28 protein-coding genes are annotated in these 25,105 nt (G+C 64.3%); 12 read left to right on the forward strand and 16 right to left on the reverse strand.

The window, feature by feature from the left end:
- The 4 genes from C8J39_RS18980 to C8J39_RS18150 form a co-directional block, all read left to right on the forward strand.
- Positions 1-184, forward strand: a 184-nt coding sequence (locus C8J39_RS18980; protein WP_220669838.1) for a hypothetical protein, incomplete at its 5' end; no start/stop codon positions are given.
- Between the two features lie 227 nt (positions 185-411).
- Complete coding sequence (locus C8J39_RS18140) at positions 412-1,833, forward strand: PLP-dependent aminotransferase family protein (protein WP_243650252.1); 1,422 nt, start codon at positions 412-414, stop codon at positions 1,831-1,833.
- 31 nt (positions 1,834-1,864) lie between these two features.
- Positions 1,865-2,515, forward strand: coding sequence for an FMN-dependent NADH-azoreductase (locus C8J39_RS18145; protein WP_120301725.1), 651 nt, complete (start codon positions 1,865-1,867; stop codon positions 2,513-2,515).
- A complete protein-coding gene (locus C8J39_RS18150) occupies positions 2,512-2,805 on the forward strand; it encodes a GNAT family N-acetyltransferase (protein WP_120301726.1) in 294 nt (97 codons plus the stop codon). Before C8J39_RS18145 ends, C8J39_RS18150 begins: the two co-directional genes overlap by 4 nt.
- 312 nt (positions 2,806-3,117) lie before the next feature.
- Here the strand turns inward: C8J39_RS18150 and C8J39_RS18155 are convergent, their stop codons facing one another.
- The 6 genes from C8J39_RS18155 to C8J39_RS18180 form a co-directional block, all read right to left on the reverse strand.
- Positions 3,118-3,954 (reverse strand): SDR family oxidoreductase, encoded by an 837-nt coding sequence (locus C8J39_RS18155; RefSeq protein ID WP_183038033.1) that lies wholly within the window; start codon positions 3,952-3,954, stop codon positions 3,118-3,120.
- A 29-nt stretch (positions 3,955-3,983) separates the two neighbouring features.
- Positions 3,984-4,694, reverse strand: a complete 711-nt coding sequence (locus tag C8J39_RS18160) for a DsbA family oxidoreductase (RefSeq protein WP_120301727.1) — start codon at positions 4,692-4,694, stop codon at positions 3,984-3,986.
- Positions 4,695-4,766: 72 nt separating this feature from the next.
- Positions 4,767-5,351, reverse strand: coding sequence for a glutathione S-transferase C-terminal domain-containing protein (locus C8J39_RS18165; protein WP_120301728.1), 585 nt, complete (start codon positions 5,349-5,351; stop codon positions 4,767-4,769).
- On the reverse strand, positions 5,348-5,839 hold the full coding sequence (locus tag C8J39_RS18170) for a carboxymuconolactone decarboxylase family protein (protein WP_120301729.1): 492 nt from the start codon (positions 5,837-5,839) through the stop codon (positions 5,348-5,350). The genes C8J39_RS18165 and C8J39_RS18170 overlap by 4 nt, the downstream gene beginning before the upstream one ends.
- Positions 5,840-5,919: 80 nt before the next feature.
- Complete coding sequence (locus C8J39_RS18175; RefSeq protein ID WP_120301730.1) at positions 5,920-6,330, reverse strand: hypothetical protein; 411 nt, start codon at positions 6,328-6,330, stop codon at positions 5,920-5,922.
- Positions 6,331-6,364: 34 nt separating this feature from the next.
- Positions 6,365-7,126 carry an SDR family oxidoreductase gene (locus C8J39_RS18180; protein WP_120301731.1) on the reverse strand — a complete coding sequence of 254 codons (762 nt, stop codon included), beginning with the start codon at positions 7,124-7,126 and terminating at the stop codon, positions 6,365-6,367.
- Between the two features lie 259 nt (positions 7,127-7,385).
- Here C8J39_RS18180 and C8J39_RS18185 point away from each other — a divergent pair, with 259 nt between their 5' ends.
- A complete protein-coding gene (locus tag C8J39_RS18185; RefSeq protein WP_120301732.1) occupies positions 7,386-7,988 on the forward strand; it encodes an NADPH-dependent FMN reductase in 603 nt (200 codons plus the stop codon).
- A gap of 25 nt (positions 7,989-8,013) precedes the next feature.
- Here C8J39_RS18185 and C8J39_RS18190 read toward each other — a convergent pair whose 3' ends face one another.
- The 4 genes from C8J39_RS18190 to C8J39_RS18205 all read right to left on the reverse strand — a co-directional run bounded on the left by C8J39_RS18190 (position 8,014) and on the right by C8J39_RS18205 (position 11,555).
- On the reverse strand, positions 8,014-8,466 hold the full coding sequence (locus tag C8J39_RS18190; RefSeq protein WP_120301733.1) for a group III truncated hemoglobin: 453 nt from the start codon (positions 8,464-8,466) through the stop codon (positions 8,014-8,016).
- A gap of 113 nt (positions 8,467-8,579) precedes the next feature.
- Entirely contained in the window at positions 8,580-9,509 is a 930-nt protein-coding gene (locus C8J39_RS18195) for a catalase family peroxidase (protein ID WP_207897006.1), read from the reverse strand.
- 496 nt (positions 9,510-10,005) lie between these two features.
- The gene (locus C8J39_RS18200; RefSeq protein ID WP_147420687.1) at positions 10,006-10,689 is read right to left on the reverse strand and encodes a hypothetical protein; all 684 of its coding nucleotides are present in this window, start codon (positions 10,687-10,689) and stop codon (positions 10,006-10,008) included.
- A gap of 107 nt (positions 10,690-10,796) precedes the next feature.
- On the reverse strand, positions 10,797-11,555 hold the full coding sequence (locus C8J39_RS18205) for a hypothetical protein (protein ID WP_147420688.1): 759 nt from the start codon (positions 11,553-11,555) through the stop codon (positions 10,797-10,799).
- 187 nt (positions 11,556-11,742) lie between these two features.
- Here C8J39_RS18205 and C8J39_RS18210 point away from each other — a divergent pair, with 187 nt between their 5' ends.
- From C8J39_RS18210 to C8J39_RS18220, 3 genes are all read left to right on the forward strand, one after another.
- Positions 11,743-12,792, forward strand: coding sequence for a hypothetical protein (locus C8J39_RS18210; protein WP_120301737.1), 1,050 nt, complete (start codon positions 11,743-11,745; stop codon positions 12,790-12,792).
- A gap of 81 nt (positions 12,793-12,873) precedes the next feature.
- Positions 12,874-13,296 (forward strand): lysozyme inhibitor LprI family protein, encoded by a 423-nt coding sequence (locus C8J39_RS18215; RefSeq protein WP_120301738.1) that lies wholly within the window; start codon positions 12,874-12,876, stop codon positions 13,294-13,296.
- A gap of 9 nt (positions 13,297-13,305) precedes the next feature.
- The gene (locus tag C8J39_RS18220) at positions 13,306-13,791 is read left to right on the forward strand and encodes a hypothetical protein (protein ID WP_120301739.1); all 486 of its coding nucleotides are present in this window, start codon (positions 13,306-13,308) and stop codon (positions 13,789-13,791) included.
- A 28-nt stretch (positions 13,792-13,819) separates the two neighbouring features.
- On the opposite strand, the gene C8J39_RS18225 is transcribed toward C8J39_RS18220, so the two are convergent.
- Positions 13,820-14,269: a hypothetical protein gene (locus tag C8J39_RS18225; RefSeq protein ID WP_147420690.1), complete on the reverse strand. Its 450-nt coding sequence runs from the start codon at positions 14,267-14,269 to the stop codon at positions 13,820-13,822.
- 429 nt (positions 14,270-14,698) lie between these two features.
- Between C8J39_RS18225 and C8J39_RS18235 the strand changes: the two genes are divergently transcribed.
- Together C8J39_RS18235 and C8J39_RS18240 are read left to right on the forward strand one after the other, a co-directional pair.
- A complete protein-coding gene (locus C8J39_RS18235) occupies positions 14,699-15,271 on the forward strand; it encodes a DNA-3-methyladenine glycosylase I (protein ID WP_243650253.1) in 573 nt (190 codons plus the stop codon).
- A gap of 92 nt (positions 15,272-15,363) precedes the next feature.
- Positions 15,364-16,686: an MFS transporter gene (locus C8J39_RS18240; RefSeq protein WP_243650254.1), complete on the forward strand. Its 1,323-nt coding sequence runs from the start codon at positions 15,364-15,366 to the stop codon at positions 16,684-16,686.
- 158 nt (positions 16,687-16,844) lie between these two features.
- On the opposite strand, the gene C8J39_RS18245 is transcribed toward C8J39_RS18240, so the two are convergent.
- The 5 genes from C8J39_RS18245 to C8J39_RS18265 form a co-directional block, all read right to left on the reverse strand.
- A complete protein-coding gene (locus tag C8J39_RS18245) occupies positions 16,845-18,983 on the reverse strand; it encodes a TonB-dependent receptor (protein WP_120301744.1) in 2,139 nt (712 codons plus the stop codon).
- 170 nt (positions 18,984-19,153) lie between these two features.
- Positions 19,154-20,128 (reverse strand): ABC transporter substrate-binding protein, encoded by a 975-nt coding sequence (locus C8J39_RS18250; RefSeq protein WP_120301745.1) that lies wholly within the window; start codon positions 20,126-20,128, stop codon positions 19,154-19,156.
- Entirely contained in the window at positions 20,125-20,961 is an 837-nt protein-coding gene (locus C8J39_RS18255) for a class II aldolase/adducin family protein (protein WP_120301746.1), read from the reverse strand. Before C8J39_RS18255 ends, C8J39_RS18250 begins: the two co-directional genes overlap by 4 nt.
- Positions 20,962-20,972: 11 nt before the next feature.
- Positions 20,973-21,911: an NAD(P)-dependent oxidoreductase gene (locus C8J39_RS18260; RefSeq protein ID WP_120301747.1), complete on the reverse strand. Its 939-nt coding sequence runs from the start codon at positions 21,909-21,911 to the stop codon at positions 20,973-20,975.
- Positions 21,908-23,074 (reverse strand): acyl-CoA dehydrogenase family protein, encoded by a 1,167-nt coding sequence (locus C8J39_RS18265; protein ID WP_120301748.1) that lies wholly within the window; start codon positions 23,072-23,074, stop codon positions 21,908-21,910. Before C8J39_RS18265 ends, C8J39_RS18260 begins: the two co-directional genes overlap by 4 nt.
- Positions 23,075-23,281: 207 nt before the next feature.
- On the opposite strand from C8J39_RS18265, the gene C8J39_RS18270 reads away from it, so the two are divergent.
- Positions 23,282-24,127, forward strand: a complete 846-nt coding sequence (locus C8J39_RS18270) for a LysR substrate-binding domain-containing protein (RefSeq protein ID WP_120301749.1) — start codon at positions 23,282-23,284, stop codon at positions 24,125-24,127.
- Positions 24,128-24,303: 176 nt separating this feature from the next.
- Positions 24,304-25,104 carry an ABC transporter permease gene (locus C8J39_RS18275; protein ID WP_120301750.1) on the forward strand — a complete coding sequence of 267 codons (801 nt, stop codon included), beginning with the start codon at positions 24,304-24,306 and terminating at the stop codon, positions 25,102-25,104.
- Position 25,105: the final 1 nt, after the last annotated feature.

The raw sequence follows: 25,105 nt of genomic DNA on the forward strand, positions 1-25,105 counted from the left end.
TTTGTATTTTCGTCGCCTACCAATTCCTCAAACCGGCGCACTCGCGGCGGCGGAGAGTGGTCTGCGCCTGTTGACTCAGGCCGCGATAGAGAAGCAGACGCTCAAGTCGCGTTCGTCGCCTCCCGAAACCAGCTGCTTGTTCATCTGCGATTTTCGGATCGTTGGTCAGGTCGCAAACGGCTAGACAGGCTTCGGGCGAGCCACGAGACTTCGCTGCTTTTGCGTGATAAGCTTAGCCTTGGGCTACCGTTGCCAAGTGCCCAGTGCCCAGTGCCCAGTGACTGTCCAATACCCTCGACCCAAAATCTATAATTCCTCAGAACATTGGAAGACCTCAAGACAGTCCTGCGACGAAGCTGTACAGCGATACCACCTGACCGGCAGGGCAAACTAACTTTCAGGGAAACGAACATGAGCATGCCATCGGCTGCTTCGCCCCTGTCGATCGTCATCGATCGCGATCGACCTGTTCCAATTGCCGAACAGATAACGATAAATTTGCGCGATGCGATCGTCGAGGGTCGTCTGGAGCCTGGCGCGCGGCTGCCATCATGGCTCGACATGGCGACTCAGCTTGGCGTCGCCCGAGGTACCGTCAGGACGGCGTACGAACGGTTGATCGATGAATCGCTCGTGATATCCTCTGGCGCCGCCGGAACGCGTGTCGCGGAAAAGCCGATCAGCCTGCCCGCCGCGGTTCATGTCGACATTCCTCGCCCGATGCAGGGGATCGAGCGCGGTTTCTATCTGAAGCCGCTCCCCTTCCAGATGGGTGTGCCGGCGCAGGATGCTTTCCCCGCGAAACTCTGGTCGCGGATGCGGACCAAGGCGGTGCGCGACGATGCGATGGCACCGGTCGGCCCGCCGGATCCGCGCGGCCATCCCGATCTTCGCGCGCAGATCGCAAGCTATCTGGCGATCGCGCGCGGTATTCGGTGCCTGCCCGACCAGATCATCCTGACAAGCGGCTACAAGAATGGCCTGAGCCTCGCGATTTTGACCTTGCGGGCACAAGGCCGCACCGCCTGGATGGAAGATCCGGGATTTCCGATGGCGCGGCGGGCGCTGGAACTCGCCGGCATGTCGGTGGCCTATGTCCCGGTCGACGCGGATGGTATTCTGGTCGCCCGCGGTGTCGAGATCGCGCCCGACGCGGCGATCGCGGTGGTGACTGCTGGGCAGCAGGCGCCAACCGGGGTCGCCCTGTCTCCGAAACGCCGACGAGAACTGCTGGCGTGGGCAGTGCGCGAAGACGGCTGGATCATCGAGGACGATTACCTGAGCGAGCTCCAGTTGTCGGGACGCGCAGCGCTGGCGTTCGCGGGGACCGATCCGAACGGCCGGGTGATCCATATCGGCAGCTTCGGCAAGACCCTCAGCCCGGCGCTCGGCCTCGGGTTCGTCGTCGCGCCGCTGTCGCTCGCCGAGCGGTTTGGCGAGGTTGCAGCCTTCCTCAATCCCGCGCCGAATGCCACGACGCAACTTGCGCTCGCGTGTTTCCTCGCCGAAGGTCATTATCTGCGCCACTTGCGCCACATGAAAGCACTGTACCGAGAGCGACGCGACGCGCTCAACGCGTGTCTCGGCATGAATTTCGGGGTAGACGCTTTTGCCGGGCTCGCCGTTCGCGTGCCGCTTCCCGATGGGAGCGACGACTCCGCGATGGCCGAACGTGCGCTCGCGCTCGGCATCGCGCCAGCGCCGCTTTCGCGCTGGAGGGGTGGCGATGGTCCTGCGACGCCGGGCTTCCTGCTCGGCGTGACCAACCTGCGGCCTGGGTATCTCGAAAAGGCCTGCGCGTCCCTCAAGCAACTGCTGGCGGAGGCTAACTGAGCCGACCGCGCCCTATGACAAGGACTGATGCATGAAACTGCTCCACGTCGATACCAGTCCCAAGAGCGAACGATCGAACTCGCGCGCCCTGGGTCGATACTTCGTCGAGACGCTCGCACTCGGCATGCCGTCGCTGACGATCGATCACCTCGATCTCGTAACCGACCCTGCTCCGGCCATGACCGAAGCGTTCACGATCGCGAGCTATACACCGGCCGCGGACCGCACGGTCGAGATGAAGCGAGCGTTGGTCGCCTCAGATGCATTGTGCGCCCGAATGCTCGACGCCGACGCGCTGGTATTCGCCATGCCGATGTACAATTGGTCGATGCCGGCGGCGTTCAAGGCGTTCATCGACGCGGTGGTCCGTGCCGGGATAACCTATGTCGCGACCGCCGATGGTCGCTATGTCGGCGCGTTGGGAACGAAGAGGATACTGTTCCTAACGACGCGCGGCGGCGATTTGCGCCCCGGTTCGCCGTTGGCGGGGATGGATGCGCTCACCCCTGCCCTGCGCGCGGCGTTCGGATTCATGGGCGCGGTCGACCCGCGCTTCGTCGATGCGCAACCCGTGCAGTTCGCGCAGCCAGACGACCGCGCCGCCGCACTGGATCGCGCCCGCATCGAGCTCGACCGGATCGCCGAGGAGTGGACCGGGCAACCGATATTGGCCGCCGCATGAGCCGCACGATCAGGCCCGTCGTCGACAATGAAGCACAGCACCGGTTCGAGACGTCGATCGACGGCGAGGCCATTGCCGCTGCCTATTACCGCATCAACGACAATGCCCGCGTGGTCCTGATCCATACCGAGGTTCCGAGCGAATATGGTGGCCAAGGCTTCGCGACCGCGCTGGCCACCGGCGTGTTCGACCTGATCCGGCAGGCCGGGCGGAAAGTCGTGCTCAGCTGCTCGTTCATGGCCGACTTCTACCGAAAGCATCCGGAATACGCGGACATCGTCGATGGCTGAATGGATACCCAAGTTCGGTTCGCGCGCGCTGCGTGAATGGCCGGGCGGACATATCCCGAACCATCGGCACGAGGCCCGGCGCCGTATTTCATATGGAAGCGCTGCTAGCCCAGCCCCTTTACGTCCGTGCGATCTTGCGCGCGACCGTCTCCGGCGATCCTACGTACAGTGACCTGCGCTGGATTTCAGTGCCGAACTGCGCTCGCGCCATCGGTGGTAGTGCTTCCCGAGACCGAAGAAATCGATGCCTAACTCGTGCATGACAACAGGCTCCCGACGCTCGGCATGGCACCACTTTCGTCGCGTCGATACTCAACCCGACCCATCCAGTCGAGCGGAAGGGGGCGTGCTTGAAAACGCCATCTCCACCGGTCGCCGCGCTAAATCGGCGGTGCTGGATATCTCAAGAGACTCGCGCAGCCAGTCGTCGAATCTGATCGACGATGTTGACGAACCCGAACTCACGACCAGAGCTTCGCCCTGCATGTGCGCGCCGAAATACGGCGTCTCGGGGCTGACCACGATGTCGCGCGGGTCCTCGTTGGCGCCGAGGATATCCTCGGCGAACCGATCGAGGCGGCGCACGTCGGGACCGGCGATCTCGATCACCGCATTCGCCGGATGCTCCAGCGCGATCCGTTGCAGTGCCGCGACCACGTCGTTCACCGCGATCGGTTGCATCAGCAACGGCGCCAAATGGAGACACCTGCCGTCCCCACCAAGGTCGACGATCCCGTACAGATATTCGTAGAACGGCGTCGATCGCAGGATCGTGAACGGAATGGCCGATCCCGCGACGAGACGCTCCTGCAACAGTTTCGCGCGGAAATAGCCGGTAGTGCCAAGTCGATCGGTGCCTACCGCCGACAAGGCAATGTGATGCGCGACACCGGCGCTTCGCTCGGCTTCCAGCAGGTTGCAACACGACGCGTCGAAGAAAGCGTGCATGTCGTCCGCCGCCGCATAGCCGGGGCTGGAGACGTCGATGACGATATTCACGCCGTCGAGCGCCTCTGCGAGCCCCATGCCGGTAACGGTATCGATCCCGCAGGAGCGCGCGACGACGACGACGTCGTGGCCATCGACGCGCAGCCCCGCGACGAGCCGGCGACCGACCATTCCCGTGCCGCCAACTACTGCAATTGTCATCGGACCAGATCCTCGTCGCTGATGCCTCGTCATGCGACGGGTCTATCGATGCACGGTACGATCGCCAGACCCGAGACCTGGCTAACCGCCTGTACCAACTGCGCTCGAGATCTGCCGCACGCCGGTTCGAACACCGCGACGGGTTGTCCGCCAGAGATCAGATGCTTGCCGTTGATCACGATCGCCGGCACCGCGTTGATCCCACGACCTCGCCAATACTCCTCGGCCTGTAGGACTTCGTCGGCGTAGCGCCCCGAGTTCAGCACCTCGCCCGCCGTCACCGGGTCGAGCCCGGCCTTCGCAGCGGCAGCGACGAGGACCTGATGGTCACCCGGATCGGCGTTGTCGGTGAAGTTGGCGTCGAACAGCGCGTGCTTGAGTTCGGACTGCCGTCCTTCGATGCCGGCCCAGTGCAACAGCCGGTGCGCATCGAACGTGTTGTAGATCCGGCTGTCGTCGGTCATCGCCATCGTGAAGCCGAGTTCGGCCGCGCGATCGACGATCATCGCCCGGTTCGCGGCCGACTGCTCGCGCGTCGATCCGTATTTCTGCGCGACGTGCTCGCCGATGTTCTGACCACCGAACGGCATCGTCGGGTTCAATTCGAACGGCTGGAACGCGATCTCCGCATCGAGTGCGTCGGCGGATTGCGCCAGCGCCTCTTCCAGGGCGCGCAGGCCGATGATGCACCACGGGCAGGCGACGTCCGACACGAAGTCGATCTTGAGATGGGCAATCATGCTGGTCTCCAAGGAACACGTCGCAAACGCGATACGCTGCGATGCTGCAGGATTCCCGCCCCCCGTTAGCGTTTATCGCAAACCTTCCGCCGCCAGCGTGGCCTGCACCGCCACACGAGCGCGGAGGTTGTCGTACACCGGCACGAGCGCGGACGGGATCGTCACGCCGAACCGGCTCGCCCACAGCAGCGTGACGAACAGGTAGAAGTCCGCGACGCTCGGCCTGTCACCAAGCAGATATGCGCCCGCGACCCGATCGGCGAGATACTGGAGCCGCTTGCTGATGTAGGCGCTTGCGATCGCCTTCTGGCTGTCGGAGCCATCATGCCAGAACGGCTTGTAGCTCTTGTGGATCTCGGTCGAGATATAGGCGAGCGCCTCGAGCAGGCGGGTCCGTCCGAGCGGGCCATCGAGCGCGAATTGCGGGTAGATGCCGGCGAGATAATCGAGGATCGCGATGTTCTCGGTGACCAGCGCGCCGTCGTCCAGCACGAGCGCCGGGACATAGCCCTTTATCGTGACCGCATCGAAATCTGCGCCCGAACTCGTCGTTTTGGTCGTCAGGTCGACGCGTTCGCTGTCGAACGACGCCCCGGTTTCGTGGAGGGCGATATGCGCGGCAAGGCTGCACGCACCCGGAGAATAATAGAGTTTCATCGGATATATCCTAGTTCGATGGCGTCAGCGGCGATCGCGGTCGGCGCATCGAGGGGGGCCACCGCGTGCAGGCCGATCTGCAGCCTGTTCCACAGGTTGATGGTACCGATCAGCACGGTCAGGTTGGCGATCTCGACCGCGTTGAACTGGCTTTGCAGCACGGCGTAGTCGATATTCGGCGCACCCGCCCTCGACACATGCGTCAGCGTTTCGGTCCAGTTGAGCGCGGCTCGCTCGCGGTCGGTGAACACCGACGAGTCGCGCCAGGCGGCGAGCAGATGCATGCGCATGTCGGTCTCGCCGTTCTTCAGCGCGTCGGTGACATGCATGTGGATGCAATAGGCGCAGCCGTTGATCTGCGACGCCCGCAGCCGCACCAGTTCGAGCAGACCATGCTCGATACCCGATCCGGCGATGCTCGCTTCGACCGCCATCAAGCCCTTTACGGCGTCCGGCGCGAGCGCGACGATGTTCAAGCGTGTCGTCATGATACTATCCTTGGAATGAGATCGGCCCTTGAAATGAGATCGGCCCTTGAAATGAGATCGGCCCTTGAAATGAGATCGGCTCAGGTGGGACGTCGTGCCGCGCGGCGATCGCCGATCGCCCACACCGCGATCAGCGTGCCGAGCAGCGCGGGCAGCGTCACCGCGGGGAAGTCACGCGCCAGCGCGGACGTACGGCAGATGCCGACCGCGACTTCCCAGAAGTGGAACAGCGCATGCCCCGAAAGCCACAAGGCCGGCGCGGCCCAGGCGACGACCCGGTAGTGCGGGCGGGCGGCACCGAAAAAAAATGCACCGCCCAGAAAGAGGTAGATCAGGCCGATATCGCGGATGAAATGCTGGTTGAACGGACCGGTCGTGGTCACGCCGGGCACCGCGAAATACCAGCCGGTCGGCGACGCGAGCATGCAGAGGCCGTTCGCGACCGCTCCGATGCCGAGCACGACCCCCAGGCCGAGGCAGAATGTCTTCATCGTCTATCTCCTGCAAAGGAATGCGCTGACCTCGTCAGCGCTTTGGCGGCGGCGCGACGTTCTCGATCCACCAGTCGAAGCGCGTCTTGCCGAGCTTCGCGTCGGGACCGGGGATCAGCGAATTCTGTTCGAGCTTTACGCCGAAGTAGCGCGCGTCCGGATCGACCACGACGGTCCGTGGATCCCTGTCATGGGCGAGCACGCGCGAGACGATCTCGTCGATCGGGAATGTCTCGGGGCCGCCGACCTCGATCGTACCGTTCACCGCCGGCGCGAGCGCAGCCTCGACCACCGCATCGGCGACGTCCTCGGCGGCCATCGGCTGGATCAGCGCATGCGACAGCCGCACGGTGTCGCCTTCGGTCGCGGACTGGGCGATCCCGCGCAGGAACTCCATGAACTGCGTCGCGTGGAGCAGCGTATAGGGTATCGGCCCCGCCTCGATCAGCGTCTCCTGGGCCAGCTTCGCGCGGAAATACCCGCTGCCCTGCAGATGCTCGGTGCCGACCACCGACAGCGCGACGTGCAGCTTCACGCCAGCGACCCGCTCGGCCTCGATCAGGTTTCGGCCCGCGGTCGTGAAGAAATCCATCGCCGCCTGGTCCTCGAACGACGGCGAGTTGGCCATGTCGATGACGATCTCGGCGCCGTCGAGCGCCGCAGCCAAGCCCTCGCCGGTGATCGTGTCGACGCCCGTGCTGGGCGCTGCGGCGAGCGCGTCATGGCCAAGCGCGGCCAGCTTGCCGACGACCTTCGAACCGATCAGCCCGGTTCCGCCAATCACTACGATCTTCATGAATTCTGCCTTCCGCTGGAATAGGTACACAGCGCGACGCCGAAGCCGTCCTGTTGATCTGTATTAACTTCCAAGCGGAGTCCGTTGGAGACCCGAGATATGGCAAAGTCGCTGTACCAAGCTGGCATCCCAGCGTTTGGTATAGTCGCTGCGTCAGCTCTTGGGCCTTACGCCGGAGCCCTCCGACTGATGGTATCGCGGCGTGAACGACCAACCGCCCCCGTACGATGACGAGCCCGCATCGGATAGATCGCGGCGCATGCCGGCCGGCAGCCGGATCGCGCTGCTGGCCCTGTCCGGAAGCGCACACAGCGGATCACGCAATGCGCGGCTGCTCGGCTTGGCGATCGACGCCGCCGTCGCGATCGAGGCCGATGTCTCGGTACTGGATCTCAGTGACCTGGATTTGCCCGTATATGGTCCTAGCCTTGAACGGTCCGCGGTTCCGCAAGGCGTTCTGGTCATTCGGCAAATCCTGTGCGCGCACGACGGCCTGCTCATCTGTTCTCCGGGGTATAACGGCTCGGTCTCGGTCCTGCTCAAGAACGCCCTCGAATGGGGATCTCAGCCGACCTTCGGCACCGGCAGCCTCGCCCCTTTCCGCGACAAGATCGCAGCGATCATGTCGGTTTCTAAGGACGTCGAGAGCGGCGCGATCGCGCTGCAGCACCTTCGCACGATTCTCCAGCACATGGGTGTGATCGTGATGCCCGATGCACTCGCGTTCGCCGATGACGCGTTTGCCGCGGACGCGCTTCGCGACGCTTCGGTCGTGCCCCGCGTCCAGCGACAAGTGCGATTGCTGATCGATACGTTGCGCGCGCAGCAGCACGGGACCGTACCGACGCGCCCCCGTCGATGACCGAGAGAGTCCCGCGCGCCGCAGCTTAGAGCGTGTCGGCCTTGCTCAGTCCAAGGCCGCCGCCCCGGTGCACGATCGCCGCGCTGAGCAGACTGTTCGCGATGTTCCGGGCGCGCTCGATCACGTGAGCCCGTGCCGCCTCGGTTCCGATTTCGCCTAGCGTCTCCTCGAACAGCATGAGCCAATGGGCGAACTCGGCACGCCCGAGATCGGGAATGACGAGGTGCTTGAGCATCGGATTTCCAGCGAATTCGCCCGAGCTGAACAGTATGGAACGCCAGAAGTGGTTCATCTGTACGAGATGCGGCGTCCAGTCGACGACATGCGCCGCAAAGATCGGTCCCAGGACGTCGTCTTGCCGCACCTTGGCGTAGAACCGCTCGATCATTCGCGCGACAAAGGCCTCGTCGATACCGAGCGCCTCCGCATGTCGCCGCTTCGCGTCCCGTGCGGCCGTTGCATGCTGGGTCGCCGTCATGACTGGGTTTCCTTAAACGCGCCCGCATCGAACGACACGGTAATCGCGGGGTCGTACCGACGCGGCTTGAACATTGGTGATCTTCCATTGCACCGCGGGCGAGCGGCCCCGAATTACTGTCGTTCGCCGAAAGACACCGGATACGCCTCGGTACGGATCGCGAGCATCGGGTCCGCAGCGGCGATACCGTCCGGCATCCTCCCCGGAAGGAACGTCAGCGCACGGTCGGCTTCTGCGGTGTTCGCAGCCAGCATTTCGATCGTGATCGTGCCCAGCTTTACCAGTTTCCGGCTCGACGGCCACGCGATCGACGGATCGTCGAGCAGGTCCCCGCGCTCGCCGAGCTGCGCGTACCAGTCGAAGCGGACCGGCCCGTCCTTTACGCGTTTGGCGATCTCAGGTTGCAGATAGTCAGGCGCTGGGCCCGCCCCGGTACCAAAATAATGCTCGCCCGCTGCGGGGACGAAGCGATAGCGCACCGGTCGCGCACGCCCCTTGCGATCGGTGAAAGTCACCGCATTGACCCCAAAATATGCCGTCGTCGCGTAACTCAGCGGCGCCGGGTGCTGTGTTGTCAGGAACGTCTTGGCATCTGGATGTGAGGCAAGAAACCCGTCGAGCGGCGTCGGTGCGGCAACCCCCGGACCACTCGTGCCGATCGCACACAACAGCGCGCCGAACTCCGTGGCGGTCCGGGTCGGGAACCCGTCGAAATTGTGCGTGACGATGTCGAGTGAAGGGGCGGCAGGCGACCCGAACTTTATCGCCATGCCACGCGGGTTGGCGGCGGGGTCATTGTCGGCAATGTCTGGAAAACCGGTAAAGTTCGAAAATCGCACGATGACCGGCGTAGCATGCTCGAACAACGGCGCCCGGCTCAGCGATCGCGCGGCTCTGGTGGGCTCGAACCGCCCCTTGAGAATGATACCCTTGGCGTGCACGGCGCGCGCGTGATGCTCGCCAAACGCGGTGTGGAGATCCTCGACCAGGTCTCGCCCCGTTTCGACAGGCTTATCCTGTGCGTTCGCGGTCGCGGTGAGCAATAGCGCCGTTGAAGCAGCCGAACGGAGGATGTTGCTGAGTGCTCTGGTGCAAAAGGAGCGTGGTCGCGACGCCGCCAGGGTTTGGCCATTGACCTTCGACATGAGCAAATTCCCCCTCGCCTTAAATCGGCGATGAGCCCTGAGTAGACTGCGTTTCCAAAACCGACAGGCCCAAGAACCTGCAAAACGACCGTACCATCGCCGATCGACGGCATGACCACTTGTGGACATTCGCATGTGACTGTCCGCCATCTAATTACGGACGTTCGTTAATCACATCTCTGCAGCACGCCCGGTTCCGTTCGACGAGCGGGAAAAAGGCTCTACCGCGAAGAACTTTTGCCCACTCATAGACAGACTGCGGAATGTGGACGACCGCCCGGCATTCTGGATATGCGGGTGTTTGGCGATCGTGATGATCTGCTTTATCCAAAGCCATCCTGCGAGGTCGTCCCGCAGTCACGCCACTCCCGGCCGCGCGCCTTCCGCAAAATAATTACCGTGGCGGGCGAGCTTCACCCTCTTCGACCATCCGTCGAATATCCGCGCCCGCCTTGCGCATCGTATCCTCGGCGCCACGCGCCGCAGCCAGAAAATCGTCCTGAGACGCCATGGCGTAGTTGCACCCGACCAGCAGCATCTTGGTATCCGGCGACGGCGGATTCTTCGCGGTCTTCGCCCCCGGATCGCCGCCGAAGGCATCGACAAACACTTTCGCCATCGCATCACCGGTCGGCGCGAACCCGCCGATCATCGGCCCAATCTCGGGATCGACGAAACGGTAATATTGTTCCGTCATCGCGATCGGCGCACGCGTCATCTTCTGGGCAGCAATCACCCGCTCGGCGCTTGCGCGGGGCAGTAGCGCGACAACCCAGTCGCTCATAAAATAGACGTGGTCGACCGGCTCCCCGAACACCGAGACATTTCCCTTCACCGCGAAGCCATACAACCCGATCATACCGTCGAGCGCCTTGGGCAGTTTACTCGGGCGCATCCACGCCGGCGGTCGATTCTGCAGGAAGAGCAGCTCGGCGAAGGTTCCGAGCGCGTCGCGCGACTGGCAGGACAGCACCTGCGTCAGCAATGCCGGCGTCGGCGCAGCCTCCTCCTCGGCCTGGGCCAAGGATGGCGATGCCGCCAACGCGGTAGCGACCGCGGCAACGACCATCGCTCGCACGGAAATACGCCTCAGAGCAGAGCGCGGCGGCAACGTGGTCGCGCGGTGGTAGCGATGATCCATGCTCAGCGTATTACCCCGCCAGTACGCAGGATCAACTCCAGCGTTTACGGATGCCGCTCGTACCGGCCCTTACCCGAGCCGTTCAGGAGCAGCGCACCATGGTCGATCCGCAGCCGCAATTGCCGGAAGGCCGGTTCTGCGCCAGCGCTGGGACCGGCTTCCAGAAGGACCGCTTCGCCATCGATCCGCCACTTGCCCTCCGCCGTTTGATCCGCGGCGCCATAGCTCATGAACCAGGCGAAGCTTCCATCGGGGCGTAGCACCAGCTCCGATCCCGTCTCCATCACACCTGACAGGTAGTAACGACCGGTGAGACCGCGGCTGGCGTCGGATGCAACGGCTGATGCGTCCGGGGCATAGCGGGCGTTGCACCGCAGCTCGCGCATATCGTGCGACGACATGTACAGGAACGATGTCATCGGGTCGCCGGCATCGGCGTTCTTGTGGACGTAACGTCGGCCACCACTGACTACGAAGGTCATGAAGCCGCCGTCGTCTGTTGCGAATTCCGTGATTGCTCCCCGATCGTGCGGCGCCTGATACGTCATCGCCACCAGGTCGAAGCTGTAGCTTTCCTTGGCCTCGTCGCCGCGCCGCTCGCAAGCCTTTGCTTCCGCGCATACCCAGGTCGTGACCGCCGTACATTGCAGATCGATGGGCGAACGTGTCGCGGCATACGCCCCGGAGGTGACTAGCAATCCCATGGCCGCTACCGCCGATCCAACTCGCTTGAACACGATCCATCCTTTGGCCGACTCTTCAGGGCGCCGCGTAGCACGACGCCTCCGATCGAAAAAGTTCATGCCTCCGAAGGCACGCCGCGACGCGCTTTAGGCGGCGCGTGACGGCCCCGATTGCAGCTCACTCGACATGGCAATTTACCGTCGCCGTCGGCGTGGAGATGCCTTAACGCGGTGCCTCACGCCCACCCAATGGTTTGGTCTTCCCATGCATCGACTTCATGCTCTAGCCGGTGCGTTCTGCGCTCTGATGCTGCCAGCAAGCGCTTCGGCTGGGTCGGAGACGGTGTTCGAAGGGGTGGCTGGTACCGCGCGCATCGTCGTGGCGATGACGGAGGACAAGGGCGAGGTCGATGGTCACTATTTCTACCAGACGTCGCGGCTCGACATCGATCTGTCCGGCACAGCGACGGGGACAACGCTGACCCTGGAGTCGCGAACGACCGGCGATCACCTGCTCCTGAAGCGAATTGGACCGAACCTAGTCGGCACGCTGACGACTGCCAAGGCCAGACGCCTGGCCGTAAGCCTGCATCCTACGGCCGGTCCGGCCAGCCTTCCGGCCGACCTGCCGGCCAAACTCAGCGTTTATGAGCGTTGGCGTCTCGCTGGTCTCCACCTCACCCCGCAGCAGGCAGAGACGATCAACGGCAAGACGATCCGGTGGTATCGGGAACCGCTTTCCGGCATCCGGCTGTTCCGGATCGAAGGCGGCTATTCCACGGCTGCGGTGGCGGAGGTCAACCACGCTCTTGCCCGCAACCAATGGCAGAACGTCTCCGCTTGGTTCGCGTGCACCGGATCGGACGGACAGCCCGGCACCGATGTTGCGGAGGCGGACAAGCCCTGGCTCGGGGTGAATCATATGAGCTATGTCTGGACGGGCGGCTGGAGCTGCGCGGGCACCGCGCACCCGGACTTCGGCACCGAGGGCCATAGCTATGACATGGCTACCGGCAGGGAATTGGTACTGGACGCGCTGCTCCCCTTCGGATCGGAATCGGTTCCGGCGGAAGATAGTGACGCGTGGTACAAATATCGCAGCAACCGCTTCGCGCCGGGCGTTGTCGCGTTGCTGAAGCGCTTTCATCCCGAGGAGATGGAGCCGCCGAGCAAGGGCGACGACGACGCATGCGATTATTCCGATCCCGAAGTCTGGGATTTTCCGGCGTGGGCGCTTTCCGAAAAGGGCCTTTGGCTAGGCGCCTATTTCCCGAGAGCGCAGCGACCGTGCGACGCGCCGGATTGGGCGGTCATCCCGTGGTCATCGCTGCGTCTCCCGCGCGCCACTGCACCGTAGCCATATCCTGCGGATGCGCGTTGCAAAGCCCGATCCCTTCGGGCAGCGGATCGGCGCTCAGATATCCGAGACCGGAGGCCTATGATGTTAGCGATCTTTGCTTTGGCGTTAGCCGTTGCAGTGCCCGATGCTGGCCAATGCCCTGGATCGTCGACGCAAGAAATCGACGCTTGCCTCGCAGATCGTTTCGACAAGGCCGATGCCGAACTGAACCGCTATTATAAGGCGGCGATAAAACGCCTTCGAGAAGAGCGTGAACTCGCATCGGAACAGAAGCTCGTTCAGGCCGAGCGTTCATGGGTGGCCTATCGAACATCCGAATGCGGCGCCGTCTATGAAAACTGGGTCGGTGGCAGCATTCGAGGGAGCATGGCGCTGAATTGCCAGATACGGCTTACAAGGATGCGGACATACACCATCTGGCTTCACTGGCTGACCTATATCGACAGCACGCCGCCGCTACTTCCACGGCCTGACATCGAAAGCGTCCTCGCACCGGCTTAGGAGACCTGAATGCAGGAATTTCGTACCGCGCTCGCCGGTCGCATGACGGCCACCATTCTTGCCAGCGCGTTGGCGCTTGGCCCCTTGCAGGCGCAGGAGCTGCCGACCGACCAACAACTGCAGACCGCGTTCGGCTCGGTCTACAATCACCTTGGCCTGATGGAATATTGCATGGGCAAGGGGTTCGCCACTGCCGTTGATGTCGCCAATACCCGCAAGTCGGTCGTCGCGACGATCGCAGGCATGTCCGTGACCCCGGCGGCGTTTGCTCAGCAAGCCGTCGGTCGACGTGGCGACATTGTCGGGCCGCAGGTGATCGGCCTGATGGACTCGGGCAACCCCGCCCGCCCCGAAGAGGTTCGCGAAGGACAGACCATGTCGCTGGCGGACAATGCCCGCGCGCAGAAGTCGTCCGAACGCACGCTCTGCAGGCAGATGGCGGAACAGGCTTCGGCCGTGGTGGAAGCGGCATCGAGCGCGGCGTCCGATCAATAACGCCAAGTGAGGGGCCAGTGTCCCGCGATCAGCTGGGGCCGCCATCCAAATCACCGACGCATTGCACGTCGGGCTCCGCTTTCGCCATGCGTCTCAAGTCCCTCGCCCGCGCAACGATGCCCGGAAAAATCGCGTCGGGGGTGGCCGTGTAGGTCCGGAGAAGTTGCAAGGCCCAGGCATAATGCCGCGCGCCGACTTCGCAGCTGTTACTGCCGCCATCGCCCTCGCCCCATATTTTGCGCCATCCAGCCTGGCCGTCGCGCTTCAGGATGGCCTGGAAGGTGCCGACTGGCCCTGCGCCGCGAACATAGGCAATCGTACCCGGGCCAGCCGAAAGGACGCGAAACACGCGGAAGGTGAAACGCGATTGCGCGCTATCGTCGCCCGCGTGGAGCGTCTTGACGATCGCGGTACGTTCCGGGCTTCCGGGAGCAGGCGTATGGACCGCGGGCGGCGCAGCCAGCGCCGCCGTCGCCAACGTGAGCAGTGTCGCGACGCCCGATGAGGAGTAACCTGTCATATCAACTGAGCAATGCGATAGATTAGCTGATCGCGCCAGCCAGCCGCTCCGTCGATACGGAGGCCCCGCCAAACCAGCCGTGCTGCCCTAATTGCACAGGCGGCTGACGGCTGGACGGACCCACTCGCAGACATTCAGACGCCCTTCCCGCATACCAACTCCACCCATTCGTTCATTTGGTTGGACTGCAGCGCTCGGCGGACGATCTGCTGCCTGGACGGCTTGAAAGGCGAGAATAGCATTCGGTCCGGTTCGACCAGATCAACGCCGAACTGCTTAACGCCATCGAGACCTGATCCGCGCTGGCGATGGCGAACGGTATCGACACACCGGCACCGAGCGAGCATCGTCTCGGCCAGTATGCAAATCGACCGCAAAGACTCGGCAATGCCCGGCATGCCCCACGCCGAGCTATCGCGTTGCCGATGGGCGCAGGGCGACCCTTTGCTTGCGGCATATCACGACGACGAATGGGGCGTGCCCGAACGTGACCCGCGCGCGCTGTGGGAAAAGCTGATGCTCGACGGATTTCAGGCCGGGCTGGCCTGGATCACGATCCTGCGCAAACGCGACGCATTCCGGGCGGCCTTCGCGGGCTTCGATCCGGACACCGTTGCGCGGTTCGGCGAGCCGGACATCGCGGCGATGCTCGGCAACGCCGGTATCGTCCGCTCACGCGCCAAGATCGCAGCGACGATCGGCAATGCCCGCGCCTATATCGCGATGCGCGACGCCGGCGAGGATTTCAGCGGCTTCGTCTGGAGTTTCGTCGATGGTACGCCAGTGATCGGCGACGGTGCCAAGGCGCTAACGCGATCGCTTGCCTCCGAAGCCCTATCAGCGGCGCTCAAGCAGCGCGGGTTCAAGTTCGTCGGCCCCGTCATCGTCTACGCCTGGATGCAGGCCTGCGGTCTCGTGAACGACCACGAGACATGCTGTTTCCGTCGAACCGAACCATGAATGCGCCACCGCCGCGGTCTGGCGACCACCCTCATGCAGGGGCCGCACGGACCACAGCTGTTCGCTACCCTGGCTGGACGATAGCCGCGACGATGCTCGCCTCGAGCCTTGCCTTTATCGATGGCTCGGTGACCAACGTCGCGCTTCCCGCGATCGGCAAGGATTTCGGCGGCGGTGCGTCAGACCTCCCCTGGATCATCAACGCGTATCTACTGCCGCTCTCGGCGCTGCTTTTGCTTGGTGGCGCAGCGGGCGATCATTACGGCCGCCGGCGGATGCTGGTGTTCGGCACAGTCCTGTTCGCGCTTGCGTCGATCGGCTGCGCGCCGGCGCCGACGCTTTCGATCCTGCTGGCAGCGCGCGGACTGCAGGGCATCGGCGCCGCGATCCTGATGCCCAACAGCCTGGGAATTCTTGGCAGTTCGTTCGAAGGCGAAGCAAGGGGGCGAGCGGTCGGGACATGGGCCGCAGCCGGCGCTATCGCCAGCGCCGTCGGTCCACCGCTTGGCGGCTGGCTGGTCGACACGCTGGGCTGGCGGACGATCTTTTACCTCAATCTGCCTGTCGCGGTGGCTGCGATCTTGGTCGCCCTGCGCTATGTCGAGGAGAGCGATCCCGGCGAGCAACCACTCGATTGGCTCGGCGCGATCTTGGTAACCGCCGCGCTCGGCATCCTGACATGGGCGCTGACCCTGTGGTCGAGCGGTCATGTCCTGTCGCCGAAAATCGGTGCGGGCCTGGGCATCGGCATCGTCCTGCTGGTCGCGTTCGTCGGCCAGGAGCACCGTTTAGGCGACCGCGCGATGATGCCGCTGACGCTGTTCGCGTCACGCCCCTTCGTCGGGCTGACCTTGCTGACGCTGCTGCTGTACGGCGCGCTGGGCGGGTTGCTGGTGTTGCTGCCGTATCTGTTGATCGTCGGCGGCGGATACACGCCGACCCAGGCAGGTTTCGCATTGCTCCCCTTCTCGATCGTGATTGGCACCGCGTCGCGCTTTGCCGGACGGTTGAGCGAGCGGATCGGCCCGCGCTGGCCGCTGACGATCGGGCCGATCGTTACCGGTGTCGGTTTCGCGTTGATGGCGACCGTCGACCCGGGGGCCGGCTATTGGAGCAACGTGCTGCCCGGTCTGGTGGTGATAGCGCTCGGGATGGCCGGCGCGGTCGCTCCGCTCACGACCGCAGTTCTTTCGTCCGTCGACGATCACCACACCGGCACCGCATCGGGGTTCAACAGCGCGATTGCACGAACCGGCGGCTTGATCGCGACGGCGCTGGCCGGCGCCGTTGTCGGCGCATCGGTCGTACAGTTGGCCCAGGCGTTCCACACCGCCGCCCTACTCGCGGCATTTTCAGCTGTGACCGCAGGCATCATTGCATTTGTGACACTCGGTCGAGAGCATGGCAGGCAATAGCCTTACGTCTGGCCCCATAGCCGGACATTCGCGCCCCCTTCCCCACCTCCCGGCTTCAGCCGTTCGTTCATCTCCGCGATCAAATTTACAAACCTCAAACCCCTGCCCGGAATGTCTTCGATTAAACGAGGCGCGGTTACATATCATGCGGATGCCATCTACCGGCTGAAGCGCAGCGTCAGCAACGCCGTCCGGGGGTCCGGAAAATTCCGGTACCACGCGCCGATCGACGGGTTGTAGACCGACGCGACCTGCTTGCTCGTGTTCAGCACGTTGCGGACCGATAGTGCGACGTCGACATGCGGGTTCGGGGTATTCCACGTGATCGTACCGTTCACATAGGCTTGCCCAGGCGAGCAATCCTGGGGGCGGTTGAGCGCGGATACGTAGTAAGAAGACTGGTAATTCGCGTCGGCGGCCAGCCTCAGCGAGCCAGCGGCCGCCAGGGGCAACTCATAGCTCGCGCCGCCAGTTACGGTCCATTTCGGCGCATTGGTCAGGCGGTTGCCATCGGCATTCACCCCGGCCCCGCCGGCGCCCTTATAGTCGTCGAACGTCGCGTGGAGATACCCGCCTGCCAGTTGCACGCTGAAACGGTCGGTCAGGGTGGCGCTGTTCTCGATCTCGATGCCCCAGCTGTGCGCCTTGCCCGCATTGCCACGCCGCGATCCCTGATAGACCGGATCGAAGAACGACACCTGCAAGTCCTGATAGTCGTTGTAAAACACCGCGATGTTCGACCGCAGCGCACGATCGAACAGGGTCGCCTTCAGCCCGGTTTCGTAGGTGCTGACCTTCTCCGGCGCGAACGGCAACGTGGCCAGATCGAGCCGCGTCGCACGATTGTCGTACCCACCCGATTTGAAGCCTTGCGAATAGCTGGCATATTGCAGAAGCGTCGAGTTCCATTGCGCCTGCACCGAGGCTTTCGGGGTCAGCGCACGCCACGTCTCGTCCGCCTCCCCCGCGATCGACTGCGCGGTGGGCACACGTGCGAGGTTGATGACCTTGTTGTCGAACACGAAATCCTTGTGCTCTATCGTACCGCGCAAGCCCCCGGTGGCGCTGAATACCGACCCTAACCGATAGGTTGCCTCACCGAAGATCGCGTAGGCGTCGGTGGTCGTGATGTTGTGTGCGCGCAGTCCCGATACGGCAGCCGTCGGCGACGTGCCGAGGCGTGTAAACCCGTCGCGTTCGACGAAGAAGCGTTCGTGCAGATAGAACAACCCGCCGGTAAAGGTCAGTGCGCCGTAATCGCCATTCAACTGCACTTCCTGCGTCACGTAGCGATCATTGTAATGGATCAGGTTCTTCTGGATCAGCGCGGACTGGCCGTCATTGTCGTACGAGACCGGATCGAGGTTGAACCCGCCGACCGCGGTGATCGACTTCAGGCTGAGATGCTCGCCGAGCGCATATTTGATGCGGAGCGACCCCGAACGACCATCAAGATCCTGATGCGGCTCGACCTCGGAATAAGAGGTGCGCTTGTCGAACACGACACCGGGTTGGTTGACCGGAATATAGCTGCGCGAGTCGGAACGGTCGCGGACGAGATTGGCGGTCAGCAACACGTCGAGATCGGCGTTCGGCGTCCAGCGCAGCTTGCCCCTGAACGAGTCGACGTCGATCCGGTTGACGTCGTGGCCGAGCGTCGGGTCCTTCGTCACGCCGTCGCGGCTGTGGTGGATGTACGAGAAGCTGGCGGCCAGAGTATCGCTCAGCGGGCCGCTGACCAGCGCGCGCGCGTCGACCTCGTTCTTGCTGCCATAGCCGATCGCGGCCTTCAGATGCGTTTCCTGGTCCGGATCGCGGGTTATGATCCGCAGCGCGCCCGCACTCGAATTACGGCCGTAGAGGGTCCCTTGAGGCCCGCGCAAAAGTTCGATCCGTTCGAGATCATTGAACTCGACCATCGAGCCGATCTGGCGCGGGATGTAGACGTCGTCGACATAGACGGCGAGTACCGGCTCCTGGATCGGGTCGCTTTCGCCGACGCCGCGCAACGAGAAGGTCTGCGTGGTGTGACTGATCGAGGTGCGGGGCACGAACAGATTAGGGACCTGCCCTGCCAGATCGCGCACGTCGCGGATGTCGCGATCCTGCGCGAGCTGCCCGCCGAACACGGAAATCGCGATCGGCGTCTTTTGCAGGTCGGTCGAACGGCGCTCGGCAGTGACGATGATCTCACCGCGATCCGACGTCTCGGTCCTGTCGGACGTATCGACCGGATCCGTGATCGACGGACCGCCCGTCGTCTGCGCGCTCGCGGACCATGCCAACCCAAAAGCCATGGTTGCGACCGATATCTTCAGCAAACGCCGTGTAGTACGACCCATCAATGCGACCCCTCATTATGTCGATGAACTATGGAGTCAATCTGGTATTCGTACGAGTTGCTTTAGGTATCCGGTCTCAAACTACCGATTGTTCGTCGATACACATATGTATCATTGACTGTTCTTCAGTATATCTTCCCGATCCGTGCATTGAGGGCGGTCGACCAGAGCGGGCGGACATCGACCTTGGCTGGAATCACCTTTGCCGTCGCGAACCGGTCCGCAACCTGTTGCTGCGAGGCGATCGCCGCATCGGTGACGGGCACTATTCGCGGATCGGAACTGCGCTCTCGAAACTGCTGTAGCCAGATCGCTTCGGGAACTCCGGTATCCTTGGCTAGCGCGGTCGCCCATGCGGCGGGGTTGGCCACCGACCATGCGAAGGTCCGCGCGATCTTGCCGAGATAATCGCCGATGGCTTCGACGCGGAGCGGATCGGCGAGCGCGGCGGTCGACGCCGCGACGACATAATTGCCCGACAACCTCCCCTTGCCGGTGGCGAGCACGCGCGCGCCGGTCGAGCGCGCGAGGCTGCCCTGCACGCCGTAGATCACCCATGCGTCGAGCCGTCCCTGCTGGAACGCGGTCAGTCCGTCCGAGGGCGACAGCGCAATCGGCACGACGTCGGCGAACGTGAGGCCCGCTTCGTCGAGAAGGCGGAGCAGGATGTAATGCGAGGTGGTCGCACGGACATACCCGATCCGCTTGCCGCGCAGACCCGCCGCATCGTGGATGGTCGAGCCAGCCGGCACCAGAACGACCTGATTGTTCACGTCGTATTGCTGCACCGCGATCAGCCGGAACAGCGGGTCCGCAGCGGCGGCGAAGATCGGCGGTATCTCGCTCATCCCGCCGAAGTCGATCGCGCCGGCGTTGATCGCCTCGACGATCTGGTTGCCGCCCGCGAACAGCGCCTTGCTCACCGTGTAGGGCGGTGCCGCTTCGCCGGCCTGCGCGAAGAACGAGTCGATCTGGCCCTTGTAGGTGGCGACGCGGAGCGTAACGTCCTTCAGCGCGACCGGTTTGGAACCCCCGCGTCCGCACGCCGACAGGGCCAGCGCACCCCCGATCACCGCGCGGCGGGAAACCAGCGGGCTCAATCGAGCAGGTCCGGTTCTTGCGCGACGATCACGTCCCAATAGGGCTGGAACGCCCACAACGCGCCGACCTCCGTGCCGACCTGCGACGCGGTGTGCCGCGCGACCGCGTCGCTCATCGGCTTGGTCGTGCCCGCAGCCTCGGCGAGCAATTGCGCCTGGCATGCATTCTCCATCGCGAGATAGCGCCAGACCGCCGCCTCGACCGAATGGCCGACCGTCAAGATGCCGTGGTTCTGGAGGATCACCGCCTTCCGATGACCAAGCGCGTGCGCGATCTTCTCGCCCTCGCTCGCGTCGAGCACGACGCCGCTATATTCCTCGAACAGCGCGTGATCGTCGTAGAAGGCCGCCGAATCCTGTGTCAGCGGATCGAGCAGTCGACCGAGCGACGACCAGGCCTTGCCGTACAGCGAGTGCGAATGCGCCGCCGCGATCACGTCGGGCCGGGCCTTGTGCAACTCCGAATGGATCGCGAACGCCGCGCGGTTGAGGCGCGCGGGCACGCCCTTGGGGGGCTCGACGACCACGCCCTCGTGGCTGACGAGCATCAGGTGCGACACCTTGATCCGGCCGAAATGCACGCCGAACGGGTTGACCCAGAAATGATCGGGCCATTCGGGATCGCGCACCGTGATGTGGCCCGCGCCGCCCATGTCGTAGCCGTTGCGCCCGAACAGCCGGTACGCGGCGGCGAGACGCTGTTTGCGATACAGCCGCTCGACCGCGGGATCGGCGTGGACCGGGATGACGGAAGACCCGAACTCGGGCAACAGCGCCTCGACGATCGCAGTCTCGGCCGGCTCCGTGCGCCGCAGGGGAAGCGGGTTGGTCATCGTCTGTCTCCTCAATAGCCACGGGCGCGATCCACCACGCCGTCGAGCGGTTGCCCGCGGCGGAAGCGATCGAGATTGGCGGCGAAACTCAGCGAAAGATTGCGGCGCGTCTCGGTCGTGTGGACGCTGGTATGCGGCGACAGGCGGACGCGGGGATGCGTGTAGTAACGATGCCCGGCGGTCAGCGGCTCCGGGTATGTAACGTCGAGCGTCGCGCGCGCGACCCGCCCTTCGTCCAGCGCGGCGAGCAACGCATCATCGTCGATCAGGATGCCGCGCGCGATGTTGATCAGGTGCAGGTTCGGCTTGGCCAACGACAGGAGTTTCGCGTCGACCATCCGCTCGGTCTGCGCGGTCGCCGGCGCGGCGAGGACGACGTGGTCGGCCTGCGCGAAGATCGTCGCGGGATCGGCACGCTCGACACCCGCTGCGAGCGGCAGGTCCGAGCGGCGCGTGGCAATCACCCGCATCCCCAGCGCCTGCGCGCGCGGTGCTAGCGCCTCGCCGATCGCCCCAAACCCGATCAGCCCGAGCGTGGTGCCGGCGACGGTCGCAAGCGGCTTGGCGACCCAGTCTTTGCGATCGCTGATCCAGATGTCGGGAAGGTGTTTCGCCTCCGCCAGGATCGCGGCAAGCGCGAACTCCGCCAGCGCGATCGCCGACGCCCCGCGTGCGGTGGTGACCACCGGCCCCTCGAACAGCCAGTCCGGATAGAAATCGATGCCGACCGAGACGAGCTGGATCCAGCGAAGATCGAACGGCCAGCCCCTCGGCTGCGCAGGGAACGCATCGCCCGGCCGTCGGAACGGCGCGGCGATCAGGATCTCGGGCCCGTGCGCGAGCCCGGCCGATCCGGGCGCGATGCTGACGATCTCCGCCGCCTGCGTCGAGGCTGCAAAGGCGTCGTTGAAGAGTGCCGGTAACTGGCTGGCGACCTGCACACGCGTCACGCGCTACGCTCCGCAAACGCCGCGCGACCGGTGCTGCCCAGCACGACATCGCCCTGCGGCGTATGGATGCGGCCGCACAACACGTCGCGCAGGTGTCGCTCCAAAGGGTTGTGTCGCGTCAGCCCCGCATTGCCGGTGACGGCGATCGCCTTCTCGACCGCGGCGATCGCGTTCTCGGTGACGAGGTGCTTGACCAGCCCCGCCTCCAACCCGCTCGTCGCACCCGACGTACCGGCATCGAGCAGCAACCGGTTCTGCAGCGACAATCCGTCGATCGTCCCGACCACCTCCTGGAACCGCGGCAAGGTCGACAACGACGCACCGAGATTGGTCGGCTTGCGATCGATCAGCCAGCCGACCAGCCAGTCGCGCGCATTCCGTGCGACGGCGTCATAGATCGCCGATGTCAGCACCGCGGACCAGTTGGCGAACGCAGCGGAATAGGGCGGCTGCTTGCCGACCGGCCTGGGCTCCAGCGCCTGATCGAACGGCACCAGAACGTCCTCGAACACCACATCGTGGCTGGCACTCGCGCGCAGCCCGAGATGATCCCAGCTCTCCTCGATCCGGATGCCCGGCGTATCGGCGCGCACCAGCCAGCCGCCGACCAGCGGCTCGGCATCGTCCGAACGCGCCCAGACCACCATCCAGGTCAGCGCGGTGGAGCCGGTCGAGAAAATCTTCCGCCCGTCGAGCCGCCAACCCTCGGCCGTGCGCCGCGCGATCGTGCCGGGAAGGCCACCCCGCGCCGGCGTGCCCAGATCCGGCTCCACCCGCAGCGCGTTGATCAGCGCACCATCGCGCAACGCCTCGCCGACGACACGCGTCTTCAGCGCCTCCGAGAAACCGGAGCGATCGTCGAGCCCGGCATGAAACAGATACTGCATCGTCAGGACGAGCGCGGTCGCCGGTTCGCCGCGCGCGACCGCGGCGATCACACGCCGAGCCTCCGCCAGATCGCCGCCACCACCGCCGAGCCGGCGTGGCGCGGTCAGCGCGAGCAGGCCGTGACGGTGCAGCAGCGCGAAGTTCTCGACCGGCAGCGTGCCTGTGCGATCATGGTGCGCAGCGGTCGCCGCGAACGCTGCGGTTACACCCGGCAGGACAGCATCCAGATCAAGCGTCGGCACCTGCGGCGCAATTGATAGGAGTTGCGCACTCATGGCAGCACCGTGTCGGTCAGGTCGCCGACAGGCTTCACGTGAAGACGATCGGTCGAGCACGGCGCGTGCCAGCCGTGCTGCGATCCGGGTCGAGGATTACGATGTACCAAGGCTGCGCTCCTTCCCGCAGCAAGGAGCGCTTCATTTCCTATCGAATCAATGTAGATTGTCTGCTAACGCATATGAGCCTGGCTTCTAGGACCGATCATGGCCGTCAACATTCCCACCGACGTCGTGCGCAGCTTCGTCGCGATCGTCGATGCCGGCTCGATGCTGCGTGCCGCGGACCGCGTGTTCGTCAGCCAGTCCGCACTCAGCTTGCAGATGAAACGACTTGAGGAACTGCTCCAGGTGGCGCTGTTCCGCCGCGAAGGACGCAGGCTCGTCCTCTCGGTGCAGGGCGAACGGTTCCTGCCGCACGCGCGCGACCTGCTTGCGGTCAATGATCGTGCGCTGGCAGCACTTGGCGACGGCAGCCTCGCCGGCCCCGCGCGGATCGGCTTCGTGCAGGATTTCGCGGAGACGTTGTTGTCCGGCGTCTTGTCGGTGTTCGCGTCCAGTAACCCCGACGCCTCGCTCGACGTTCGCGTCGCAGGGTCGGCCGAACTGCTCGATCTGCTCGCGACCGACCGCCTCGACATCGTCCTGTGCATCGGCGAGGACACCGACAAGGCCGCCGTCGCCACCGCCGACATGCACTGGCTCGGCAATCCGCGCCTGACATCCGCTGCGATCCTGCCCTTGGCCGTACTCCAGAAGCCATGCCGGTTCCGCGATGCCGCGATCGCCGCGCTGGAGGCGGCGGGCAGGCCCTACCGGATCGTCCTGGAGACGCCGAGCCTGTCCGCCCTGCGCGCGGCAGTGACCGGCGGGATCGGTATAACCTGTCGCACCGACGCCTTGATGGGGCTCGATCCGGAGATTCACGACGGGCTCCCCGCGCTGCCCCGCGTCGCCTATGTCCTGCGCATCAACGACACGCGACATCCGGTACTCGACCGGCTCCACGACGTCGTCCTTCGTTCGATCGTCGAATCCGCCAGCGCAGATTGACGCTCTTCACGCCCGCAAAGGCTTTCTTTCCCGTTCCCCTAAGGTGCTGAGATCGATGCGGTTTTAGGCTCGTATTTGCAATGCTCATAAGGCTGGCAAGTCATTCTCTATTGAAGCGATAGGAATTGAAGACGCATTGAAGGCGCTCCGGAAAACGAGCGTCCGAAAGGCTGTCCATGGCGAAGACGTCCCAACGATCCACCAGCCGATCATGGCAGAGCAGGCTCCAGCGTAGCCGCTGGGTATCGCCGATAGCGCTCATGCTGGCCTGGGAAGCGGCGTCCCGGATCGGCCTGATCCCCACGCGTACATTGGCAGCGCCTTCGCAGGTGCTGGGCACGCTGTGGGGCATGATCGTATCGGGGGAATTGCCCGCCAACCTTGCCGTATCGCTCGGTCGTGCGGCGGCGGGCCTCGTGATCGGGGTGAGCCTCGGCATCGTCCTCGCACTGGTCGCCGGCCTCACCCGCGAGGGCGAAGCGGCGGTCGACTCTCCCGTGCAAATGCTGCGGACATTGCCCGCGCTGGCGCTGTCGCCGCTGTTCATCGTCTGGTTCGGGATCGGCGAGACCCCCAAGATCGCGCTGATCGCGTTCGCGACGCTGTTTCCGGTCTATCTCAACCTCTACAACGGCATCCGCGGCGTCGATGTCCGCCTGATCGACGCGGGGCGCAGCTTCGGCCTGTCGCGCGCGCAGATCGTCACCGACATCGTGCTGCCCGCCGCGCTACCGCAACTGCTAGTCGGTCTGCGCTACGCCTTCTCGGTCGCCGTGCTGATCCTCGTGGTCGCCGAACAAATCAACGCGTCGGCGGGCTTAGGCTTCCTGATCAACAACGCGCGCGATTTCATGCGGACCGACATCATCGTCGTCTGCCTGCTCGTCTATGCCGGGCTCGGCCTCGCCGCCGACCAGTCCGTGCGCCTGATCGAAGACCGTGCGCTCGCGTGGCGCCCCAAGCTCGTGGAGGCCTGAA

This window comes from Sphingomonas sp. PP-CC-1A-547, from assembly GCF_003610375.1.
In the GTDB taxonomy this organism is placed as follows: Bacteria; Pseudomonadota; Alphaproteobacteria; order Sphingomonadales; family Sphingomonadaceae; genus Sphingomonas.